At 58.1% G+C, this 21,891-nt stretch carries 20 protein-coding genes and 1 pseudogene; 8 read left to right on the top strand and 13 right to left on the bottom strand.

The features are described from left to right. The first annotated feature begins 4 nt into the window (after window positions 1-4). Together FBY13_RS20235 and FBY13_RS20230 are read left to right on the top strand one after the other, a co-directional pair. A complete protein-coding gene (locus FBY13_RS20235; RefSeq protein WP_145394989.1) occupies window positions 5-2,452 on the top strand; it encodes a fimbria/pilus outer membrane usher protein in 2,448 nt (815 codons plus the stop codon). Next, the gene (locus FBY13_RS20230; RefSeq protein WP_145394988.1) at window positions 2,449-3,423 is read left to right on the top strand and encodes a spore coat U domain-containing protein; all 975 of its coding nucleotides are present in this window, start codon (window positions 2,449-2,451) and stop codon (window positions 3,421-3,423) included. The genes FBY13_RS20235 and FBY13_RS20230 overlap by 4 nt, the downstream gene beginning before the upstream one ends. Here the strand turns inward: FBY13_RS20230 and FBY13_RS20225 are convergent. The 4 genes from FBY13_RS20225 to FBY13_RS20210 form a co-directional block, all read right to left on the bottom strand. Then, entirely contained in the window at window positions 3,420-4,742 is a 1,323-nt protein-coding gene (locus tag FBY13_RS20225) for an MFS transporter (protein ID WP_063880927.1), read from the bottom strand. The two genes, FBY13_RS20230 and FBY13_RS20225, sit on opposite strands and share 4 nt — an antisense overlap. A gap of 333 nt (window positions 4,743-5,075) precedes the next feature. Beyond that, window positions 5,076-5,498 (bottom strand): TonB system transport protein ExbD, encoded by a 423-nt coding sequence (gene exbD / locus FBY13_RS20220; RefSeq protein WP_145394987.1) that lies wholly within the window; start codon window positions 5,496-5,498, stop codon window positions 5,076-5,078. A 5-nt stretch (window positions 5,499-5,503) separates the two neighbouring features. Further along, window positions 5,504-6,229 carry a tol-pal system-associated acyl-CoA thioesterase gene (gene exbB / locus FBY13_RS20215; RefSeq protein ID WP_172823913.1) on the bottom strand — a complete coding sequence of 242 codons (726 nt, stop codon included), beginning with the start codon at window positions 6,227-6,229 and terminating at the stop codon, window positions 5,504-5,506. A 383-nt stretch (window positions 6,230-6,612) separates the two neighbouring features. Next, on the bottom strand, window positions 6,613-6,843 hold the full coding sequence (locus FBY13_RS20210; protein WP_145394986.1) for a hypothetical protein: 231 nt from the start codon (window positions 6,841-6,843) through the stop codon (window positions 6,613-6,615). Window positions 6,844-7,149: 306 nt separating this feature from the next. On the opposite strand from FBY13_RS20210, the gene FBY13_RS20205 reads away from it, so the two are divergent. Both FBY13_RS20205 and malI read left to right on the top strand, forming a co-directional pair. Then, entirely contained in the window at window positions 7,150-8,652 is a 1,503-nt protein-coding gene (locus tag FBY13_RS20205; RefSeq protein WP_063880931.1) for a PTS transporter subunit EIIC, read from the top strand. Window positions 8,653-8,718: 66 nt separating this feature from the next. Further along, the gene (malI, locus tag FBY13_RS20200) at window positions 8,719-9,735 is read left to right on the top strand and encodes a Mal regulon transcriptional regulator MalI (RefSeq protein ID WP_145394985.1); all 1,017 of its coding nucleotides are present in this window, start codon (window positions 8,719-8,721) and stop codon (window positions 9,733-9,735) included. Between the two features lie 278 nt (window positions 9,736-10,013). Here malI and FBY13_RS23815 read toward each other — a convergent pair whose 3' ends face one another. Further along, a complete protein-coding gene (locus tag FBY13_RS23815; RefSeq protein ID WP_255474515.1) occupies window positions 10,014-10,145 on the bottom strand; it encodes a hypothetical protein in 132 nt (43 codons plus the stop codon). Between FBY13_RS23815 and FBY13_RS23810 the strand changes: the two genes are divergently transcribed. After that, window positions 10,144-10,593, top strand: coding sequence for a hypothetical protein (locus tag FBY13_RS23810; protein WP_255474514.1), 450 nt, complete (start codon window positions 10,144-10,146; stop codon window positions 10,591-10,593). The two genes, FBY13_RS23815 and FBY13_RS23810, sit on opposite strands and share 2 nt — an antisense overlap. Before the next feature lie 32 nt (window positions 10,594-10,625). Here the strand turns inward: FBY13_RS23810 and FBY13_RS20190 are convergent, their stop codons facing one another. Together FBY13_RS20190 and FBY13_RS20185 are read right to left on the bottom strand one after the other, a co-directional pair. Then, entirely contained in the window at window positions 10,626-12,002 is a 1,377-nt protein-coding gene (locus FBY13_RS20190; protein ID WP_145394983.1) for an aromatic acid/H+ symport family MFS transporter, read from the bottom strand. Window positions 12,003-12,287: 285 nt separating this feature from the next. After that, the gene (locus tag FBY13_RS20185; protein WP_145394982.1) at window positions 12,288-14,180 is read right to left on the bottom strand and encodes a bifunctional sugar phosphate isomerase/epimerase/4-hydroxyphenylpyruvate dioxygenase family protein; all 1,893 of its coding nucleotides are present in this window, start codon (window positions 14,178-14,180) and stop codon (window positions 12,288-12,290) included. A gap of 231 nt (window positions 14,181-14,411) precedes the next feature. On the opposite strand from FBY13_RS20185, the gene pcaH reads away from it, so the two are divergent. Genes pcaH through FBY13_RS20170 form a run of 3 tightly spaced genes read left to right on the top strand, consistent with a single transcriptional unit; the run spans window position 14,412 to window position 16,762 of the window. Next, window positions 14,412-15,152 (top strand): protocatechuate 3,4-dioxygenase subunit beta, encoded by a 741-nt coding sequence (gene pcaH, locus FBY13_RS20180; RefSeq protein WP_063880935.1) that lies wholly within the window; start codon window positions 14,412-14,414, stop codon window positions 15,150-15,152. Then, window positions 15,149-15,769, top strand: a complete 621-nt coding sequence (pcaG, locus tag FBY13_RS20175) for a protocatechuate 3,4-dioxygenase subunit alpha (protein ID WP_145394981.1) — start codon at window positions 15,149-15,151, stop codon at window positions 15,767-15,769. The genes pcaH and pcaG overlap by 4 nt, the downstream gene beginning before the upstream one ends. A 60-nt stretch (window positions 15,770-15,829) precedes the next feature. Further along, window positions 15,830-16,762 (top strand): LysR substrate-binding domain-containing protein, encoded by a 933-nt coding sequence (locus tag FBY13_RS20170; RefSeq protein ID WP_109716916.1) that lies wholly within the window; start codon window positions 15,830-15,832, stop codon window positions 16,760-16,762. 9 nt (window positions 16,763-16,771) lie between these two features. Here FBY13_RS20170 and pcaC read toward each other — a convergent pair whose 3' ends face one another. From pcaC to FBY13_RS20145, 6 genes and pseudogenes are all read right to left on the bottom strand, one after another. Then, the gene (pcaC, locus tag FBY13_RS23805) at window positions 16,772-17,158 is read right to left on the bottom strand and encodes a 4-carboxymuconolactone decarboxylase (protein WP_241568456.1); all 387 of its coding nucleotides are present in this window, start codon (window positions 17,156-17,158) and stop codon (window positions 16,772-16,774) included. Then, window positions 17,159-17,914: pseudogene (gene pcaD, locus FBY13_RS23800) on the bottom strand (3-oxoadipate enol-lactonase); the annotation flags it as partial. Then, the gene (locus FBY13_RS20160) at window positions 17,911-19,251 is read right to left on the bottom strand and encodes a 3-carboxy-cis,cis-muconate cycloisomerase (RefSeq protein WP_145394979.1); all 1,341 of its coding nucleotides are present in this window, start codon (window positions 19,249-19,251) and stop codon (window positions 17,911-17,913) included. The gene FBY13_RS20160 and the pseudogene pcaD, both read right to left, overlap by 4 nt. 3 nt (window positions 19,252-19,254) lie before the next feature. Next, window positions 19,255-20,457, bottom strand: coding sequence for a 3-oxoadipyl-CoA thiolase (gene pcaF, locus FBY13_RS20155; RefSeq protein WP_145394978.1), 1,203 nt, complete (start codon window positions 20,455-20,457; stop codon window positions 19,255-19,257). Between the two features lie 10 nt (window positions 20,458-20,467). Next, window positions 20,468-21,121: a 3-oxoacid CoA-transferase subunit B gene (locus tag FBY13_RS20150; RefSeq protein WP_096011866.1), complete on the bottom strand. Its 654-nt coding sequence runs from the start codon at window positions 21,119-21,121 to the stop codon at window positions 20,468-20,470. 10 nt (window positions 21,122-21,131) lie between these two features. Next, on the bottom strand, window positions 21,132-21,821 hold the full coding sequence (locus FBY13_RS20145; protein ID WP_096011867.1) for a 3-oxoacid CoA-transferase subunit A: 690 nt from the start codon (window positions 21,819-21,821) through the stop codon (window positions 21,132-21,134). Between the last annotated feature and the right edge of the window lie 70 nt (window positions 21,822-21,891).

Here is a 21,891-nt window from a genome sequence, read left to right as displayed (position 1 = left end):
TGCAATGATGCAGTTTTCGCCGCATCCCGTCGCGCTGGCTATCGCGGGACTGTGTTGTCTGACGCCCGGTTATCTCTGGGCTGAAACCTTTACGTCGCTACCGCCCCCTCCGTCGGTGGATAACCGTCCTACCGGCCAGCGTTACATGTTAGAGCTGGTAGTGAACCAGCAGGCGCGGGGCGATATCGTGCCGGTCGAGCAGCGAAACGGCCATTTTCTGGTGCGGGCGGGCGATCTCCAGCGTGCCGGAATCCCTGCCGAAAAATATCAGGGGCAGCAGCAGGTTGATGTCAATCAACTGGCGGAGGTGAAAGTGGATTATGACGATCGCCGCCAGCGCTTGCTGCTGACCGTTCCGCCCGGTTGGCTGCCAGCCCAGACGTTGGGTGAGAGCAACAACGGGCCGCGCTTTCCTGGACGCGTCAGTAACGGTGCCCTGATCAATTACGATCTCTACGTCACGCGCACCGACGTGGCGGGCACACGGCTGGCGGCCTGGAATGAACTGCGTCTGTTTGGTGAGGCAGGGCATTTCTCCAGTAATGGCGTCTGGCAACAGCAGCTGGAAGGGCAAAATCGCTACCAGGATGAGGGCTATATCCGCTATGACACCTGGTGGAGCAATGAAAATGAAAACGCCATCCTGAGCTGGCGGGTTGGCGACCTCACTACCGATGCGCTGGCATGGACCAGTAGCGTCCGGCTTGGCGGCATACAGGTTGCGCGCGATTTCAGCGTACGACCGGATCTGGTTACCTATCCCCTGCCCGCCTTTTCCGGTCAGGCGGCGGTGCCCTCGACGGTTGACCTGTTTGTAAACGGCTATCGATCCACCCAGGCCAACGTCCAGCCCGGTCCCTGGTCGCTGACCAACGTGCCCTTTGTGAATGGCGCAGGGAACGCCGTCATTACCACCACGGATGCCGTCGGTCGCCAGGTCGTCACCACGCTGCCGTTTTATGTTTCCAGTAATCTGCTCAAGCCCGGCCTGTCCGATTACGCCTTTTCAGCGGGTGCGATACGTCAAAATTACGGCATCAAAAATGCCGATTACGGTGCGGCAGCCCTGAGCGGCTCGTGGCGCTATGGCATGACGGACTGGCTCACGCTGGAAACCCACGCGGAAGGCAGTAATGAGCTGGGAATGGGCGGCGCGGGCGCGCAGTTCAAAGTGGGCAGTTGGGGCGTGATTAACGGCGCAGCGGCGCAGAGTCGTCTGGAGGGTCAGTCGGGTGCGCAGTACAGCTGGGGCTATCAGTACAACAACAGCCGTTTCAGCCTGGGCACCCAGCACACCGTCCGCAACGCCGGCTTTGGTAATCTGGCCCTGCTGAGCAACCAGAGCAACAGTGCCTATGCTGACAACCGTTACAGCCTGGCGCGACGGACCGCGCAGTACAGCGCCAGCATATCGCTCAATCGTTATGGCAGTCTGGGCGCAGCTTATATCGATATCTCCAGCGGCGATAACCAGCGTACCAGCCTGTGGAACCTGTCGTGGAGTAAAAATCTGTGGGGCAATGCCAGCCTGTACATTTCCGCCAGCCGTGACAGGCAACAGGGCGAATGGAGCGGTGCCGTCTCGCTGGTGATCCCGTTTGGTGAAAACAGTAATGCCTCCCTGAGCCTTGAGCGCGATCAGCAAGGCCAAAATAATCAGCGGGCCTATTTGTCCCGCGCCATGCCCAGTGATGGGGGAGTTGCTTGGGATGCATCCTGGGCCAATCAGGGCGGCAACAGCGGCGATTATCGTCAGGGCAGCCTGCGCTACCGCAACAATAAGATCGATACCTCCGCTGGCTTTTATGGGGATGATGACAACACGACGCAGTGGGCAGATTTATCCGGCTCGTTGGTGTTGATGGATAATCAGGTGTTTGCCGCCAACACCATTAACGATGCGTTTGTGGTGGTCAAAACTAATTACCCGGACGTGAATGTCCGCTATGAAAATCAGTCGATGGGACGCACCGACAGCAAGGGCTACCTGCTGGTGCCGTCAATCAGCAGCTACTACGCAGCCAAATACGACATTGATACGCTCGATCTGCCTGCCGATATGACCACGCCCAAAGTGGAGCAGCGTTTTGCCGTGAAGCGTCAGAGTGGATTTTTACTGGATTTTCCGGTTGAACGTTTACGCGCCGCCAGCGTGATTCTGTTTGATGGCAATAACCAGCCGCTGCCGGTATCCAGCCAGGTGATCCGTCCGGGACAGGCAACCGGCTACGTTGGCTGGGACGGCATCGCCTGGCTGGACGACCTCAGCGAGCACAACCCTATCAAGGTCATCGCCCCCGATGGCCGAACCTGTGAAACCGATCTGACACTGCCTGGCGGTCAACCCCAGGCATTAAAAACCTACGGGCCGCTGACCTGCCCCCTACCGCCGTTGCCCAAAGGTGCACCGGTACCCAATCCTGATAACGCTACCGCCGGAATGACGCCATGAAAAACCTGATGCTACTCCTTTGCCTGCTGTTGTTGCCCTCGCTGGGTTATGCAGCCTGTGCCCTGCCTGCCTCCAGCGCCAGCTTTGGCACAGAAACGACCTTTGTTGCAAATACCAGCGTCAGTTCCACCTCCACCAACGCTAACGTCAACTGCGGATCGGGCACGGCCCTGACCCTGCTGGGTAATAACCAGATTACGTTTCAATTGACCAGCGCCAGCAACACCAACGGCACGCGCGGTACGCTGAAACGAAGCGGCGATACCGGCAGCGACAATATTCCGGTACGGCTGTGTACCGACAGCGCCTGCGCCAATGAACTCACGATTGGCGGGTCGGCTTTTGTCTATAGCTCGGCGACGTTGATTAATCTGGCGGGGTTACTGGGCAGCCTGAACTTTGCGATTCCCGTCTATTTACGCACCGTCGCCGGGCAAACCGTGGCGGCGGGCAGCTATACGCTGACGCTGAACATGGCCGTCACCTATAACGTTTGCACCAGCCTTTCCGCCCTGGGCGCTTGCCTGACCCCGCAGACCGGCAACGGAGTCATTCCCATTACCGTGACGGTTGTCCTGACTAACGACTGCACCGCGATTACCGCACCGAATATCAGCTTTGGGAGCGCACCGCTGGTCGCCAGCTTTGGGGCGGTTTCGCAAACCATCAATGTATTATGCAGTAAAGGCAGTACCTACACGGTGGGCTTAAGCAATGGCAACAATGCGTCAGGCAGCGTGCGCAATATGACGAGCGGCACAAACCTTCTGAGTTACGAAATCTACAAAGGAACCAGTAGCGATCGTTGGGGACCGAGCGGGACAGAACGCGTTGGCAGTGCGGCGGCGAATACCGTCAGCACCGATGGACTGACGCGCAGCTTTAACTACACTGCGCGCGTCCTCACCACCCAAAACACGCCGCCTGCGGGCAACTACAGCGACAGCGTGGTGGTCGATATTGCCTTTTAAAGTGCGGCGCTGACCGGCGTGCCGCCGTGGCGCGCGCGGTACTGTTTGACCATTCGACCAATCAGCAAGGTGCCAATCAGCCCACAAATGGCCGCAAAGGTCAGCCATACGCCCGGCATCGCCTTATCACCCGTGGCGTGAATCAGATAACTCGACACCGCTGGCGTGAAGCCGCCAAACAGCGCGGTTGCCAGGCTGTAGGCCATGGAGAAACCGGCGGCGCGCACTTCTGCCGGCATAATTTCTGCCAGATAAACCACCATGGCACCGTTGTAGCTGGCGTACAGGAAGGAGAGCCATAATTCCGCCTCCAGCAGATGGGCAAAGCTCGGCGACCCCACCATCCAGTGCAGTACGGGCCAGGCCGTGGCAATCATCAGCACGGTAAACGTCAGCAACAGGGGGCGACGACCGACGCGATCGGACAGCGCGCCCATCACCGGTAGCCAGAACAGGTTGGAAATACCCACGAACAGCGTCACCATAAACGCCTGCTTGTCGCTCATCATCAACACCGTTTTGCCAAAGGTTGGCGTAAAGGCGGTAATCATATAGAACATCACGGTCGTGGTGACGACCATCAGCATGCCCGCCAGTACCAGTGCCCAGTTGCTGGCAACCGAACGCATAATTTCTGTCATCGCCGGGTGATGTTTACGTTGGCTGAAGGCGTCGGTTTCTTCCAGCATACGGCGGATATAGAACAGGAAAGGCACGATCAGGCAGCCCACCACAAAGGGAATACGCCAGCCCCACTCGGTCACTTCATCATGGGAAAGCAGATGGTTCAGCGCCAGACCCAGCAGCGCAGCAAAAATCACGGCGATCTGCTGACTGCCCGATTGCCAGCTCACAAAGAACCCTTTGCGTCCTTTTGGGGCCACTTCGGCCAGATACACGGACACACCGCCTAACTCCACGCCAGCTGAAAAGCCCTGCAGCAGACGACCCAGCAGAATCAGGACCGGCGCCGCCGCGCCAAGCGTGGCATAACCCGGTACCAGCGCAATGGTGAGCGTACCCACTGCCATCAGGCCGAGCGTTAACAGCAACCCTTTGCGACGACCATGGTGGTCAATGTAAGCCCCCAGAATAATCGCCCCCAGCGGGCGCATCAGGAAACCTGCGCCGAAGGTCATCAACGTCAGCATTAATGAAGAGAAGGGATCGTCACCGGGGAAGAAGGTTTTGGCTATCGCGGTCGCGTAATAGCCAAATACCATGAAGTCGTACATTTCAAGGAAGTTACCACTGGTAACGTTGAAAATGGTTCTGGCCGCACTCTTGGGCGGCTTTTGTAAAGTTTCACTATGGCTCATCACGGCTTCCTTGGTTTTTTATCCGTTTTAGCCTGCCAGAAGCCAGATTAATGTGACATTGATCACCATTGCACTTTACAAACTCGTGAGTTTCCGTAACAAAAAATTAACAGAAGAGCTACAGCAGCATATCTGCCTGCGTTGACTGACAAAAGGCTATCGAAGATTCTGCAAAAAAGCAGAGACAAAAAAAGCGCTACAGAGTGAGCGCTTTTTGAGGAGGGCTTAAGATGTGGGGACAGGTAAGCGTATTAACTGCATCTGAGAAGTGAAAAAGGGTCAAGGCTTGCGGTTCACAGCGGGCGGCTAACCGGGTTTACCCCGCCTGACTCATCACTTCTTGACCGTTTCCATTCCCATTAAACCGATTTTTAAATAACCGGCCGTGCGCAGTTCATCCATAACGCTCATCAGCGTTTCATAATCCACAGACTTGTCGGCCTGGAAGAAAATCGTGGTGTCTTTCTTGCCTTGCGTCTGCTGCATCAGCACGTTAATCAGCGACGCATTATTTACCGCCTCGTTGCCGACATAGAGCTGCTTGTCGGCTTTGATAGAGAGGTAAACCGGTTTTTCCGGGCGCGGCTGGGGCGCACTGGTGGACGCCGGGAGATTCACACGGACATCAACGGTCGCCAGCGGCGCCGCGACCATAAAGATGATGAGTAGCACCAGCATCACGTCAATAAACGGCGTGACGTTGATTTCGTGCATTTCACCATCGGTTTCGGATGGGTCGTTTAATCGCATTGCCATAACGCTTACCCTACACGCAGTTTTTGCGCGGCGGCAGGACGGTTGGCTTCAGGCTGTGCCAGGTTTCCCAGGTCGATATCGCGGCTTTGCAGCAGCATAATTTGCGCAGCAACATCCCCTAACGAGGCTTTGTAGTTGGCGATCATGCGGGCAAACACGTTGTATATCACCACCGCCGGAATCGCGGCCACCAGACCGATCGCGGTCGCCAGCAAGGCTTCAGCGATGCCGGGGGCAACCACGGCAAGATTGGTCGTTTGGGTTTTGGCGATACCAATAAAGCTGTTCATGATGCCCCAGACCGTGCCGAACAAACCGATAAACGGCGCGACGGAACCAATCGTTGCCAGGAAACCATTGCCGCGACCTGCGTGTCGGCAGAAAGCAGCGACGCGACGTTCGAGCCGGAAAGCGGTACGATCTTTGATCCCGGCCGTGTCTTCAACGCCTGCAGAGAGTTCCAACTCGTTTTGCGCGTCGTTAAGGAGCACCGCACTGTGGCTGGTGGTTTTGAATTGCTGGGCGGCGCGCGCGGCATCATTCAGGTTGCGGGCTTCACCCAATGCCAGCTGTTCACGCTTCAGACGACGTTTGGCCGCGCTCAGCTCAGCATACTTACCGAAGAAAATGGCCCAGGTCACAACAGAGGCCAATAACAGACCAATCATGACGACCTTCACCACGATATCAGCATGCTGGTACATGCCCCATACGGAAAGGTCTGCTTGCATTAAATCACTGGCTACCACGCGGCTTCTCCAACTTCATATTCAGGATGCGGAATAAGTGCAGATGATAGCAAAAATCAATCGAATTGATAGTGGTTCTCATTAGTATTTACAATCTGCTGTGGGTTTAGGCTATGGAGCCAGCACTGGAAAAAGGACGCTTAGTCTCAGGGTCTTTACGCGCTGGCTTTATTACGCTCGTATTGGGATGGCCTGCATTACGCCTGAGCCGCCAGTGCTTCAGGCGAGCGGTTCACAGGCCCGCGGCGCTCTTTTCCATCTCGCCCCATACGTCAGCTTTCACCACAAGGTACTGTGTTTTTAGCACAGGAACGATAGCAGCTGCCCACTTCGCCTTATTGCCGCCGGTTTCATCAAACCCTGTTTCACCTGTCAACGGTCAACGTGAGTGTGCCGGTGCCCGACCTCGCCGCATCGCTCTGCTGGAATACGTGGTAACAGCTCTGCCATTGATGGTCTGAAGTGGAGGTTCCCTCGTTATAGCCATCCGCGCACACCCAGGCGACATAACGGCCTGCAAGGAAATAACGCAGGGCTTTGGGCTGCGGCGGCGAGTTGATTTTACCAGGCCACCAGGCCCAGACAATATGCTTCATGCCGCGTTGCACACAGATGGCGTGGCGTGACTGTCGCGACCACGGGGCTTTTGGCTTTTGGCTTTTGGCTTTTGGCTGACACCCTGAGCAGAGGTTGCTCAGTTAACCCAGCGTTTTTACCGCCTCCAGATGCGCCAAAACGGCTAATTAGCGATCAATCTCATAAAATAAGTTTTTCGTTTCGGTGAATGTAAAAATTATGTTGCGGCCAAAATCCCCCTGCAGCAGGATGAGTAGAACGTTCTACTAAAACGTTCTACCTACTATAAAAACGCTAATAACAGCGCAACATTGGGGAAACCTGGCATGAGACTGCTCTCAGGATTTGTTAAGTCGTTATCAAAACTATCAATGATTGGCCGGGCGCTCATGCTGCCCATTTCGTTGCTGCCTGCCGCTGGCTTGCTACTGGCATTTGGTAATAAATTTGAGTTGCCGCTGATGATGAATGCCGGCGGGGTGATTTTCGATAACCTGCCGATGCTGTTTGCTATCGGCTCTGCGGTAGGGCTGGCCTCCGAATCCGGTATCGCCGCGCTCTCTGCCGCGGTTTCCGTCTTTGTGACCAATATTACCATCGGCACTATGTTGCATATCACACCGGAAATGGCGGCTCAGGGCGGAAAATATGCCATGGTCGTCGGCATTCCGACGTTGCAGATGGGTGTGTTTGGCGGGCTTATCTGCGGCATTCTGGCCGCCTGGTGCTATAACCGCTTCCATACCCTGCAGCTCCCGGAGTTTCTCGGTTTCTTTTCCGGTAAGCGTTTTGTCGCCATTGCCACCGCGTTTTTATCCTTCCTGCTTGGCCTGCTGATGCCGTATGTCTGGCAACATATTCAGGCAGGGATTGATGCGCTGTCGGTTATCGTTAACGGTGATAATCAGGCGGCCTCAACCTTTATTTTTGGGCTGGTCGAACGCGCCCTTATACCGCTTGGCCTGCACCATATCTGGTATCCTTCGTTTTGGTACTCCTTTGGCGATTACGTGACCAAAAGCGGCCAGGTGATCCATGGCGATCAAACCATCTGGTTCAAGATGCTGGAAGAGGGCGTGAAATCCTTTAGCAGCAACACCTACCAAAATGCGGGCAAGTTTATGCAAGGTGAGTACCCGCTGATGCTGTTCGCGCTGCCCGCCGCCTGTCTGGCGATGTATCACGAAGCCCATACGAAAAACAAAAAGATCGCCTTCGGTATCCTGTTTTCGGCGGCGCTGACCTGCTTTTTAACCGGGATCACCGAGCCGGTAGAATTCACCTTTATCTTTGTCGCGCCCCTGCTGTATGTCTTTAATGCCATCATGGCTGGCCTGGCGTATATGACCATGTACCTGCTGCATGCTCATATCGCGAAGTCCTTTTCGGCCGGAATGATTGACTACATTACCTTTGGCATTGTGCCCTCTCTTAACGGTTACCAGACTCACTATCTCAGTGCCGTTATCGTAGGCGTGCCGATGGCATTGATTTATTATTTCACCTTCCGCTTCGTGATACGCCGGTTTAATGTAAAAACGCCAGGACGAACCGATGTGACGGCCACGACCGATGATAAAACCGATGCAGAGCTGGCAAGCGACATTATGGTTCTGCTGGGCGGCGAGCAGAATATCAGCGCGGTGGGCGCCTGCATTACACGCCTTCGGCTTGAAGTAGCCAACAGCAATGAGGTCGACCGTGAAGGGCTTAATAACCTTGGCGCGCGCGGCGTGGTTTTTGTCGGCGATAACGGAATACAAATTATTTTTGGTGCCAGAGCGCAGTTTATTGCCCAGACGCTGTCCGGGATGGTGGGCAAATCCTAGCCTGCGTTTCTGCAGGCGACGGGCAAAGCGGTATCAGGCGGATGACGTGAATGTCAGGGAGCAGGTTTGAAGAGAGTCAGCATTACTGACGTTGCTAAACATGCCGGTGTTTCGGTTTCGACCGTTTCACTGGTGCTGCGTCAGAAAGGAAAAATATCCGATGCCACCATCAGGAAAGTTCACGCCGCCATTGATGCGCTCGACTATGTGCAGAATGTGGCCGCGGCGAATCTGCGCGCCAGTACCTCTAACCTTATCGGTTTGATTCTGCGCGATTTCAGCGACAGTTTCTCTGTCAAGGTGATGGCAAGCATTGTTCAGCAGCTTGAAAAGCAGGGCTACCTGGTGTTTCTGGGCCAGCCCACTGACGACGACGAATCGCTGGCACGCTGCCTGCTTTCGTTTAAACAGCAAGGCGTCGCCGGGGTCGTCTATCTGGCGTCAAACACGCGAAACGCCAGCCTGCCCGAGCAACTCCTGCACTGCCCTTTGCCGCTGGTGGTGGTATCGCAGTCGCTGCTGGCAGAGAAGTGCAATCTGGTGATGCGTGATAACCGCCAGGCCGCGCACCTGGCGACGCGCTATCTGATAGAACGCGGTCATCGCAATATTGCTTACATTGGCGGGATTGAAGGGGATCTGATCCGGCAACAGCGCTTACTCGGGTTTCGCAGTGCCCTGACCCAGCACGGGCTGGCACTACGGGAAGGGTTTACGCCGTCCTGTCGGGCCGATACCCAGGCGGCCGCTTATGCCACTCGCCAGTTACTGGAGCAGAACAACACCATTACCGCCCTGCTCTGTCACTCGCCGGATGCGATCATTGGCGCGATTTCAGGGATTCATCATACGGGGCGCACCGTGGGTAAAGATGTGTTCCTGACCCAACAGGTCGCGCTGGTGGGCTTTGAAGACATGCTGCACGTGAACCTGACCTCGCCCTCTTTCACCTATGTTTCTTCCGCCAGTGAAGAAACCGGGCGACAGGCGGCGGAACTTATCCTGCGTCAGGTGAAAGAACCCGAACGGCAAACGCAGCGTATTTTATTATCGGGCCAATTAATTACACGAGAGTCAGCATAAATCGGCATTTCCATTGTCAGAGAAGCGAGTCAGTGAAAAATCGCTTTCGTGAGCAGGGGGAATCCCCGCGCACGATTGTTGCGCAAACAGAATGATAAACAGACTATGAGCAATGCAATCATAACCAGCCTACTTTCGCTTTTACGTCGGACAATACCGTGGCTTTCATTACGAGGCCGCCGTTTACCGCATGACCACGCTGACCTTACTCGTGAGGGAGATCGCCCATCACGCCTGTCTCCCGCTCCCGTTTTCGCCGGGCCTGACGGCACCCTTTCTCACGCCAGTAACGCCTTAATCCAGGCAAGCGAGACGTCATCCGATCCCTGCCCGCCGCCAGACCGGACGATGCTGCTCTGGCTGTCTCGCTGTTTTTTGTTTGTATCACTGCTGCTACCCGGTTCAAACATGGCTTCACACTGTTCGGGAGCCTGCTATGCCGCCACCAATACCCTGATCACTTTGCACTTTTTCAGGCGCTGTTATGAATCCGGTAAACCCTCATCCGGGATGGTTAAATGTTTTAGTCGCCAGTTGCGCAGCGTGGCACTGATTCGTTTCATCCATGCCTCACGCAGCGCGGCCCCGCCGGGCAGGTTAAAGCGTTTTCGTCACGACCATCACTCAGGTAAGAAGAAAAGAAGCCAGGTAAGTCCGCCCTTCCGGGCCGATCCCGAGCCAGAGCAGCCCGTCCGTGCCAGCCCGGCAGAACCCTCTTTGTTCTCGCCTGACACATTGCTCAGACAGCACCCGCTGCCACCGTCGTCGCCCTGCACCGGACGGCAATATCAAGAAATGCCATCCGGGGTGAGCCCGCCGCTGAACACGCCGACCACCTCAACCGGCTGTGTGCCCTGAGCGGACAGCATCTGGGCGTAACATAGCCCTGATTAGCGGATATCCCCTGGGCTAATTCCCCAGCGGGAAGGCGTGCTTCTGCTGGCGGCCTGGCGCTGCTGATAACGTCCTTTTGCCGTAATCATCGCCACCGTTAACAACGCCGGAATAGCCAGTACGGCAAAAATGGTGGCAAATCCCCAGCCCAGCGCCAGCATCTCTGCCCCGACCAACGCGCTCAGAATCGCGCCGATGCGTCCCACGCCGTGCATCCAACTGGAGCCGGTCGCGCGGGCCTCGGTCGGATAAAAGCTGGCCGAGAGCGCATTCATTCCAGTGTTAGCGCCACCGATGCAAAAGCCGATCATCATGGCACAACCGCCCAGCAGCACCGGGTGCGCAAGCGAAAATCCCATACCGACCGTGAACAGCGCGCCCGCACCGTAAATCAGCGACAGCGCCCGGTGCGACTCAATCCTGTCCATTAACCAACCCGAAAACAGCGAACCGCAGGTGCCGCCTGCCTGGAACAGCGCAGTAATAATCGCAGCCTGTACCACGTCAAAACCGTTATCTTTAATCAGCATGGGTAGCCAACTGCCCAGGGTGTAGAACAAAAACAGGGCGGTAAAATAGGCGCCCCACAGCATCAGGCTGCCAAACCGATACGCGTCATTGAGTACCACTTTTACCGGCTGCGCGTTCGCTTTGCTGACGGGCGGCAGCTCGACGCTGCACTGTTGCAGGTCCAGATCCGGCGCCAGCTTAGCCAGAATACGGTGAATTTTTTTGCTGGCAGCGCGCCTGACCACTAAAAAGCACACCGACTCCGGCAGCGCCCAGAGCAGCAACGGCACGAACAGCATCGGCAGGATGCCGCCCAGCATCAGTACGGCGTGCCAGCCAAAGTGCGGCATCAGCCATGAAGCGGCAAAGCCTCCCAGCGCGGCACCAAAGGTGAAGCCGCAAAACACCACGGTGATGAGAAAGGCCCGCCGTCTGGCAGGCGCAAACTCAGCCACCAGCGTACCCACATTGGGCATCGCCGCACCCAATCCCAGACCGGTCAGGAAGCGAAACAGGATCATCTGCTCCATGTTTTGCGAAAAGGCGGTGATCAGCGTCCAGGCACCAAAAAAGAACACGCTGTTAATAATGACCACTTTGCGGCCCAGCCTGTCAGACAGGGGACCAGAGAGCATCGCGCCCAGCGCCAGTCCCACCAGCGCTGCGCTGATAATCAGCCCCAGCTCGCGGTTGGTGATGCCCCAGTCGGCTTTTAATTCAGGTGCAATAAATCCCATGATGGCAATATCAAATCCATCAAGGGCGATGATGCAGAAGCCAAACAGCACCACCATCTTTTGCCACATCCCCAGCGGGCGGCTGTCGATTAACGCCCGAACATCAATTGTTTTGCTTTCCGCCACGGTGACTCTCCGGTGAAATACGTTATGTGGGGTTACTATATGCAGGCGCTGTAGGGCGATAAACGGCGATAATCGAAATTTTGTGCGTTTATCGCGCAACAATGCGTTAAATAAAGTTCATTATCGCGTTAACAGATTGTTATATAAGGCAATTTTTCTGACAGCATGGCTCCCGTTATCCGCTAAGGATTGTGAGCGGGATCGGGCGTGTTTTCAGGCGGAGGGATGCGGTACAGAGGAGACAGGTGCAGGATAACGGGCCAGCGAAACTGGCCCGTCGAAGGATTACCGCATGGCGGTCAGCCGCACGGGCGCATTGACCGCGCCAAAGCCGCGATAGCCGCCACGCCGTTCCAGCAACTCGAAGAAAAAGCGGCCTTTTTCATAGGGAACGGTATAGACGTGCAGCAGTTCCCCGCCCTGTTCATCACGGTCATACAGCACATCGTAGCGTTGCAGCTGCGCCAGAAAATCGGCATCGAGATCGAAGCGCGCCATCAGGTCCTGATAATAGTTATCGGGAATCGGTAAGGTTTTTAGACCGCGTTCGCGCGCGGCTTTTACCGCGCTAAACAGGTCGTCACAGCCAAAGGCGACGTGCTGTAATCCTGCGCCCTGATAGGTCGTTAAGGCACGGGCAATTTGGGTTTCCCGGCTGACCGACATATTCAGCGGCAGGCGAATCGCATCGTTGGGACTCCGCAGCACCCGACTGCGCACCAGACCCAGCGGATCGGGCAGTTCCCACTCGGTATCCTGCACAAAACCCGGCACGCTGCGCAGGAACATAATCCAGTTATCACGTGTGTCATCGGGCAGGGCAATCGCCAAATGATCGATCGTCTGCATCGCAGGCTGCGGCGCTGTGCGGTGCGTTAAATGAAAATCGTTGTGGTAACCGTCCTGACCTGCTGGCTCATCTTCCACCAGATAAATCAGGCTGCCGTCGGGGGCACATAGCGCCGGTATCTGGCGTTCGTTCGGGCCGGTCTCTCCCTGCCAGATGGCGTAACCATAGTCCTGCGCGCGTTTAATCAGCTTATCGACTCCGCGAACCCGCCACGCCACCGCACACAGCGAAATGCCGTGTTGATGATAGTACCCGCTGGCCTGGCTCTCCGGCTGGGCATTCAGGATCACATGCACCTTGCCGTTGCGATACAACGCCACCTGCTTGGAGCGATGATCCCCCGCATGAACCAGGCCAAGCTGCGTCAGCCATTGCCCCAGGGCCAGTGCGTCGTTGTGGCTGACGGCAAATTCGATGAACTCCAGTGACAGCAGCGGCGGCTGGGGCGCAGAGTGAAACAGCCCGTCTCCGGCCAGGGAAGCCAGCGCACTGGGCAGCAGCGGCTGTTTGATCAGCCAGTCGCGCGTTTGCTCCTCAAGCCACAGCAGCGATCGATAACCGTCCTGGGCGGTTGGCACTACCGGCGAAGCACGGAACCCGTCGTTAAAAATCTCCAGCGACCAGGCATCCCGGTAACCATGGGCAGACAGCTGCGTCATAAACTGGGTCAGATTGAATTCGCCCTGGCCGGGAAAGCAGCGGAAGTGGCGACTCCATGACAGCACGTCCATTTTCAGCAGCGGCGCATCCGCCAGTTGCACAAACACAATCTTCTCTGGCGGCACCACGTCCAGCCCGTCAAGGCTGTCGCCGCGCGACAAAATGTGAAAACTGTCGAGCACGATGCCCAGCGCTGGATGGTTGACGGCCTCGACTCTGGCCCAGGCATCGCGCCACAGGCTGACATGGCGTCCCCAGGCCAGCGCCTCATAACCGAGAGTAATACCGTGTTGCTCCGCCAGCTCTGCCAGTGCCTTAAGATCGCTGACCTGAGTGGCGAAATCGTCACTGCAGTCGGGTGAGACGTTGCTGCAGAGCAGCATCCGCTGACAGCCCAGCTGTTGCATGACTTCAAACTTCCGCGCCGCGCGCGCAAGGTTGTGCGCCAGCCTGTCACGCGGGCCGCCCTCGAAGTCACGGAAGGGTTGAAACAGCAAAATCTCCAGCCCGAGCTGTTCACACAGCTGGCGGATTTCCACGGGTGAGCCGGGATAATAGACCAGATCGTTATCGAAAATTTCAACGCCATCAAAGCCTGCGGCGGCGATGGCCCGCAGTTTGTCCGGCAGCGTGCCCGATACCGAGACCGTTGCGATAGAACGTTTCATTGTTGCCTCCAGATAAACGGTCACCGGGTGACCTTAAAGCAGCCAGTCAGCAGCGAGGTGTTCCACTGACGGAGATTGGCAATTGTTATGAACCAGTTGGAACATTTCGTCAATGTGTAACTAGTCATGATTTTTGGTTATGACAAAGCCGACAATTTTTCACTTTTCTTTTACAAGTTGCGCTTCCTACACTTCCTGCTCTGTAGCCGAAAAATAATAAAGGATGCCTGGATGAAAAATGACTGGCCCGCCCGCGAACTGGTCCATCGTGATTACCGTGATCACCCACCGGCCCTCGCGCCCTTGTATAAAACAAGCCTGTTGCGATCCCCGCGCAATGCACTGATTTCGTTGCAAAACTCATTGTCAGAAATTACCGCACCGGTGTTTACCCGCCAGGAGCTTGGGCCACGAGACAGTGACCTGATCCTCAATTACGCGAAAGAGGGTTTGCCCATCGGCGAACGCATTATCGTGCATGGCTACGTGCGTGATGCGTTTGGTCAGCCAGTAAAAAATGCCCTGGTTGAGGTGTGGCAGGCCAATGCCGGAGGACGCTATCGTCATAAAAAAGATCAGTATCTTGCGCCTATCGATCCTAACTTTGGCGGTTGCGGTCGTATGCTGACAGACGACAACGGTTACTACTGTTTTCGCACCATCAAGCCCGGCCCTTATCCCTGGCGCAATCAGGTCAGCGACTGGCGGCCGGCGCATATTCATTTTTCCCTGTCTGGCGAAGCCTTTGCCCAGCGACTGATTACCCAGATGTATTTTGAGGGCGACCCGCTGGTAGGCCGCTGTCCGATTGTTCAGTCGGTAGGCAGCGAGGACGCCGTGCGAACGCTGATTGCAGAACTGGATACGCACTCCGCTGTGCCGCTGGATTGCCTGGCCTATCGCTTTGACCTGGTCCTGCGCGGTCATCGTGCGACCTGGTTCGAAAACCGGACCCAGGGAGCCGCATCATGAAACGCTATCTTGCCGAAACGGCGTCGCAAACCGCCGGCCCTTATGTGCACATTGGCCTGGCGCCCCATGCGGCAGGCTTTGATATTTTTGAAAATAACTTTAGTGAGGTGCTGACCCAGCCGGAAACGCGCGGCGAGCGCATTGTGGTTGAAGGCTGCGTTTACGACGGTTCCGGCACGCCGGTTCGCGATGTGCTGATTGAAGTGTGGCAGGCCAATGCCGAGGGACGCTATCAGCACCCCGCTGACCAGCAGCACAATAAACCGCTGGACCCGGCGTTTCGTGGCTGGGGGCGGACCTGCTCGGATTTTGACAGCGGTATCTGGCGTATCGACACCATTAAACCCGGTAGCGTGACCGGGCGCGATGGCCGCCCCATGGCTCCGCACCTTAACCTGTGGATTGTGGCTCGGGGCATTAACATCGGCCTGAATACCCGGCTCTACTTCGCCGATGAACAGGCGGCAAATGCCAGCGATCCGGTGCTGAATTTAATTGAATGGGAAACGCGACGCAGCACCTTACTGGCGCAGCGTGAGCAGCGCGGCGATGAGACGATCTACCGCTTCGATATCTGGCTGCAGGGTGAAAACGAAACCGTGTTCTTTGACATCTGATTCTTAACTTCCTTGCAACATTGTTCTTGCCGCTTCGGCGGCAAATTCATAACATGAGCCATGGATAGGGTTTCCCGGTTTAGTCAGCGCGTGCGCCTGCGTCATCTTCACGCTTTTGTTGCCACCGCGCAGCAGGGGACGCTCGGTCGTGCCGCCCTCCATCTGGGCATTACCCAGCCCGCCCTGTCCAAAACCCTTAACGAACTCGAATTCCTTACCGGTGAGCAACTGTTACTGCGAAGCCGCCAGGGAACCGAGCTTACCGCCAGCGGCGCGCGTTTCCTGCACGACGCCATTCGTATTCTGGATGCCCTGAATATTGCTGACCAGGTCATGCGACCCGGCTGCGCGCCTCAGCCCGCGCCGCTGCACCTTGGCGCGCTGCCTACCGCCATAATCAGCGTCGTTGCGCCAGTGTTAGCCAGCCTGCAGCAGCACTATCCCGGCTGGCGCATCCAGGTCAGCACGCTGGCGAACGATGCCCTGCTGATGGGGATAAAATCGGGACAGATGGCGCTGGGGATTGGCCGCATGGCCGAACCGGTGTTGATGGAGGGGCTGAATTTCGAGCTGCTGTATCTGGAAACCCTGCGCCTGGTGGTGGCCCCGCACCATCCACTGTTGCACGCCGGCGTGACGCTGGCCGAAGCCCTCAGCTGGCCGCTGATCCTGTCTCCTCGCGGGACGGTGCCGCGCCAGAACGCCGAATCACTGATGACCAGCCATGGCCTGACCTTACCGGATGGCGCAGTGGAAACCCTGTCCACCACGCTGGCCCGCCGTCTGACGCTGGGTCACGGTTACGTCTGGCTGGTGCCCTACGGCGCGGTGCGCGACGACCTGACCAGCAACCAGCTACGCACCTTGCCGCTTCCCAGCCAGGGCATGGCTGAAGCGGTCGGCATCCTGACCCGCCAGCAGCAAACGCCGCCACCTGAGCAGCTGCAACTGGTGGCGGCCTTGCGGCAACGGGTGCTGGACGTGCCTGTCTGACATCGCCGTTTACCGCGCGCTATCCTGCTCATCGAACACCGTCTGCGCCAGATGGAATGCAGCGTTGGAGGCCGGCAGGCCGCAATAGAGCGCAGCATGCATCAGCAGCTCTTTGATTTCATCCCGGCTGACGCCGTTATTAAACGCGGCCCGCAGGTGCATCTTCAGCTCTGCTTCCCGGTTGAGCGCAATCAGCATGCCGATGGTGATCAGGCTGCGCGTATGGCGAGTCAGGCCGGGACGGGTCCAGATCTCGCCCCAGGCATAGCGGCTGATAAAGTTCTGGAACTCGTCATTCAGCGGCGACAGGTTTTCCAACGTACGGTCAACATGGGCTTCGCCAAGCACGGCCCTCCGCACCCTCATGCCCTGCTGATAGCGTTGATCCTGCGTCAGCTGAGCGTCAATAAAAGGCTGTAGCGCGCGGTTAAACGCCAGCCACACCTCCACGCTGGACAGATGCGAGGCGGGCAGCACGACACGCTGCGCGCCCGGAATCTGTGCAACCATCGCATCCGCATCGGCCACCGTGGTGACCTTGTCGTCCCGTCCGGCAATCACCAGCACAGGTAGCGAAATCGCCGCCAGTTCATGGCGCAAATCGGCTGTCGCCAGGGCTTCACAGCAGTCGGCATAGCTTTCGGCATCGCAGGCGCTGAGCTGCGATAGCAGGCTTTGTACCGTCGCGGGCGCGCGTTCACAGAATGCCGGCGTGAACCAGCGTGCAGCCGCGCTCTCCGTGATAGCGGTCATGCCGTGCTGACGGACAAGTGCCGCCCGCTGCTGCCAGGCCGCAGGCTCGCCGATCTTTACCGCACTGTTGGCGACCGTTAATGTCATCAGGCGTTGAGGATGAAAACGCGCCAGCCAGAGTCCGGTCAGCCCGCCCATCGAAATGCCGCAAAAGTGCACCCTGTCGATGCCCAGCGTATCCAGCAGCGACAGAACCTTGCTTCCCAGTTGTTCCAGCGAACGGGTTTGTCCGTCCGGTGCCGAGGCGCCGTGGCCGGGAACGTCGTAACGCAGGATGCGATACTGGTTGATCAGCGCATCGCGCTGCGGCTGCCACATCTCTGATGTGGTGCCTAAGGAGTTGCTGAACAGAATAACCGGGGCATCGTCTGGCCCCTCAAGTACGTAATGCAGCGTCATGATTCCCTCGCAGCCACTAAAACCTGGTGAATAAAGCGCGATGCGCTGCCCGTGGCGGTGGCCGGATCGAGCAGCGTCTCCAGTGCAGGCCGGCTCAGGTGCGAGACAACGGTGTCATCTGCACACAGAATGGTCAGCAAACTCTGCTGCGTCTCCAGCGCCCGGCGGCAGCACTGCTCAATATGATGGTGTGCCTGTTGCCGTCCCAGCGACTCTGCCAGCGCCAGCGTGACCGCTTCGGCCATAATTAATCCCTGCGTCAGACCGAGATTACGTTGCATGGCTTCTTCATGCACCTCAAGGCCGTCGATCAGTTCCGTGCTGTGCACCAGCGCCGCGCCACTGAGCTCTGTCAGCTGCGGCAGGCTCTGCCACTCTGCCTGCCAGCCGCCCAGCGCACGCTCGTGCTCCTGAACCTGACCAGCATACAGGCCCGACATCAGGGCCGGAACCCGGTTGGCGGCGCTGAGAATCGCGGCACAGAGCACCGGATTACGTTTGTGCGGCATGGTAGAAGAGCCGCCGCGCCCCGGCGCCTGGGGTTCACTGACTTCACCGACTTCGCTCTGCATCAGGAGCGACATGTCCCGGGCCAGTTTACCCAGCGTACCGGTAAGACCGGCATACCAGCCAGCCAGTTCAGTGATCCTGTCGCGTTGAGCGTGCCAGGGCGTGGCGCTACGCGGCAGATCCAACGCCTCGGACAGTGCCTGCTCTACGCGCTCGCCCTTTTCCCCCAGCGACGCCAGCGTGCCTGCCGCCCCGCCGAACTGAAGCGCCAGCACCCGGGGCCGCATGGCCACCAGCCGCGCGCGGAAGCGCACCAGTGCATCCAGCGTGCCCGCCAGCTTCAGGCCCAACGTCACCGGTAAAGCGTGCTGCAGCCAGGTCCGGCCAACCATCAGCGTCGTGCTGTGCCGCTCGCACTGAAGAGCCAGTGCGGCAATCAGCCGGTCCAGCAGCACCGCCGTGTCGTTAAGCGCGGCGCGCAGTTGCAGCATCAGACCGCTGTCGATCGCATCCTGACTGGTTGCGCCCCAGTGCACATAGCGCGCGGCGTCGGGCGACGTCGCCGCCACTACGGCCGTAAGCTGTTTCACCAGCGGAATCGCCAGGTTGCCAGCCAACCCCGCAGCCTGCGTCAGCGCCGCCCGATCGATCGCCTGCGCCCGGCAACAGGACTGAATACAGCGGGCGGATGCGTGATCGATCACCCCGGCTACTGCCAGCGCCTGTGCCAGCCCGGCTTCAAAATCCAGCATTCCCTGGAGCAGGGCCGTATCGCTGAAGCTGTCGCTAAGTGGAGAAGCCATAAACATGGCGCGGTAAAGAGACATTGGTTATACCCGTTCCAGAATGAGTGCGATTCCCTGCCCAACGCCTACACACATGGTGCAGAGCGCGTACCGGCCGCCGGTGCGCCGCAGCTGGTAAGCTGCCGTCATGGCCAGCCTGCCGCCTGATGCGCCCAGCGGATGCCCCAGCGCAATCGCGCCACCGTTGGGATTCACATGGGCCGCATCGTCGGCTAACCCCAGTTCGCGCGTCACCGCCAGCGCCTGAGCAGCGAAAGCTTCATTTAATTCGATCACGTCCATTTGTGCCAGCGTCAGGCCACTCTGAGCCAGCACTTTACGCACAGCAGGCACCGGGCCATAGCCCATAATGCGCGGCTCAATGCCACAGGCCGCCATCGCCACCACCCGCACCAGCGGTGTCAGTCCATGTTCTGCCGCCGCGCGCTCGCTTGCCAGCAGCAAGGCGCAGGCGCCGTCGTTAATGCCCGACGCGTTACCCGCCGTCACGCTGCCTTCCGGGCTGACCACGCCTTTCAGGCCTGCCAGCGCCGCCAGCGAGGTGCTGCGCGGATGCTCGTCACAGGTGACGTTCAGGGCGTCGCCTTTGCGCTGCGGGATGCTCACCGCCATCAGTTCGTCACTAAACAGCCCCATTTCCTGCGCCCGGGCGGTACGTAATTGACTACGCAGGGCGAAGGCATCCTGATCGGCGCGGCTGACAGCGAACTCGCGCGCAACGTTTTCTGCGGTTTCCGGCATGGTATCGACCCCAAAGCGGGCGCGCATCTGTGGGTTAATGAAGCGCCATCCCATCGTCGTGTCTTCCATTTTCAGGGAACGGCTAAACGCGCTTTCTGCTTTGCCAGTCACATAGGGCGCGCGCGACATACTTTCCACGCCGCCCGCAATCATCACGTTGGCCTCACCGCATTTGATCGCCCGGGCCGCCGTGCCGATGGCATCCAGCCCCGAGCCGCACAGGCGATTGAGCGTAGTGCCCGGCACGCTGGACGGCAGCCCAGCCAGTAACAGGGCCATACGCGCGACGTTACGGTTATCTTCTCCGGCCTGGTTGGCGCAACCGTAGATCACATCATCAATGGCCTGCGCCAGCGAGGAAGGCTGGCGGGCTAACAGCGCGGCTAAGGGTAAGGCCGCCAGATCGTCAGCGCGCAGGCTGGCAAGCGCGCCCGCGTAACGGCCAAAAGGAGTACGTAGCGCATCACAGATAAATGCCTGTTGCATCAGTCTCTCCTCAGGCGGTCGCCAGTTCAGGTTGCAATAAGCGCACCGGCGTTAACGCCTGCAGCGCGTCGAAACTCAGTCCGGGGCAGCACTCCACCACCAGCGGTCCCTGCGGGGTAATATCAATCACCGCCATATCGGTATAAAGACGACTGACGCAGCCCAGACCGGTGAGCGGATAGCTGCACTGATTCACCAGCTTGCACTCGCCTTTTTTGGTCAGGTAATCCATCATCACATAGACTTTGCGCGCGCCAATGGCGAGATCCATCGCCCCGCCCACGGCAGGAATCGCGTCCTGCGCGCCGGTACTCCAGTTAGCCAAATCGCCGCTAACCGACACCTGGTACGCCCCCATCACGCAGATATCCAGATGCCCGCCGCGCATCATGGCAAACGAGTCGCCGTGGTGGAAAAAACAGCCGCCAGGCAGCAGCGTCACCCGCTCTTTCCCGGCGTTGATCAGCTCCGGATCTTCCTCTCCCGCTGCGGGTGCGGGCCCCATGCCGAGCAGGCCATTCTCACTGTGCAGAAAGATCTCTTTGTCCGCAGGCAGATAGTTGGCAATGCGGGTGGGCAGGCCGATGCCCAGATTAACGTAAGCGCCTTCAGGAATATCACGCGCCACGCGCTGGGCCAGTTGGTCTCGGGTGAGTTTTTGCATAGTCTGTTCCTCAGGCGGAAACGGTCAGGGTGACGGGATGCGCGACGGCCACCAGCCGCTGCACAAAAATGCCCGGTGTGACGACGTTTTCTGGATCGAGATGCCCAAGCGGCACCAGTTCTGCGACCTGGGCAATCGTGGTGGTGGCGGCCATGGCCATCACCGGCCCAAAGTTTCGTGCTGCTTTGCGGTAAACGAGGTTGCCCCAGCGGTCGCCCTGGTGCGCTTTTATCAGGGCAAAATCGGCCTTAAGCGGTTTTTCAAACACGTAGTGGCGACCGTCGATCTCGCGTGTTTCCTTGCCCTCCGCCAGCGGCGTACCAAAGGCGGTCGGCGTGAAAATCCCGCCCAGGCCGCTCCCGGCTGCCTGCATTCTGGCTGCAAGGTTGCCCTGCGGTACCAGCTCAAGGGCGATTTCCCCACGGCGATAGCGTTCGTCGAAGACCCACGAATCGACCTGACGTGGAAAGGAACAAATCATCTTATCGACGCAGCCTGCTTTGAGCAGTGCGGCCAGGCCGCTTTCGCCGTTACCGGCGTTATTGCTGATCACCGTCAGCCCACGGACGCCACTGTGGATCAGCGCATCAATCAGTTCCAGGGGCTGGCCTGCGGGCCCGAACCCGCCAATCATGATGCTGGCCCCGTCCGGTATCACCGCAACGGCTTCTGCCAGCGTTGCCACACTTTTATCGATCATCTGCTGTTCCTTTAGCCCGGCTCAGGCCGGTTTGTGTTGAATAGTCAAAAAGTAGATCGCTCTGTGACAG

This window comes from Pantoea sp. SJZ147, assembly GCF_007828605.1.
GTDB lineage: Bacteria > Pseudomonadota > Gammaproteobacteria > Enterobacterales > Enterobacteriaceae > Pantoea > Pantoea allii.
The sequence above is the reverse complement of the archived record's forward strand: the minus strand, read 5'-3'. Positions and strand labels throughout refer to the sequence as shown.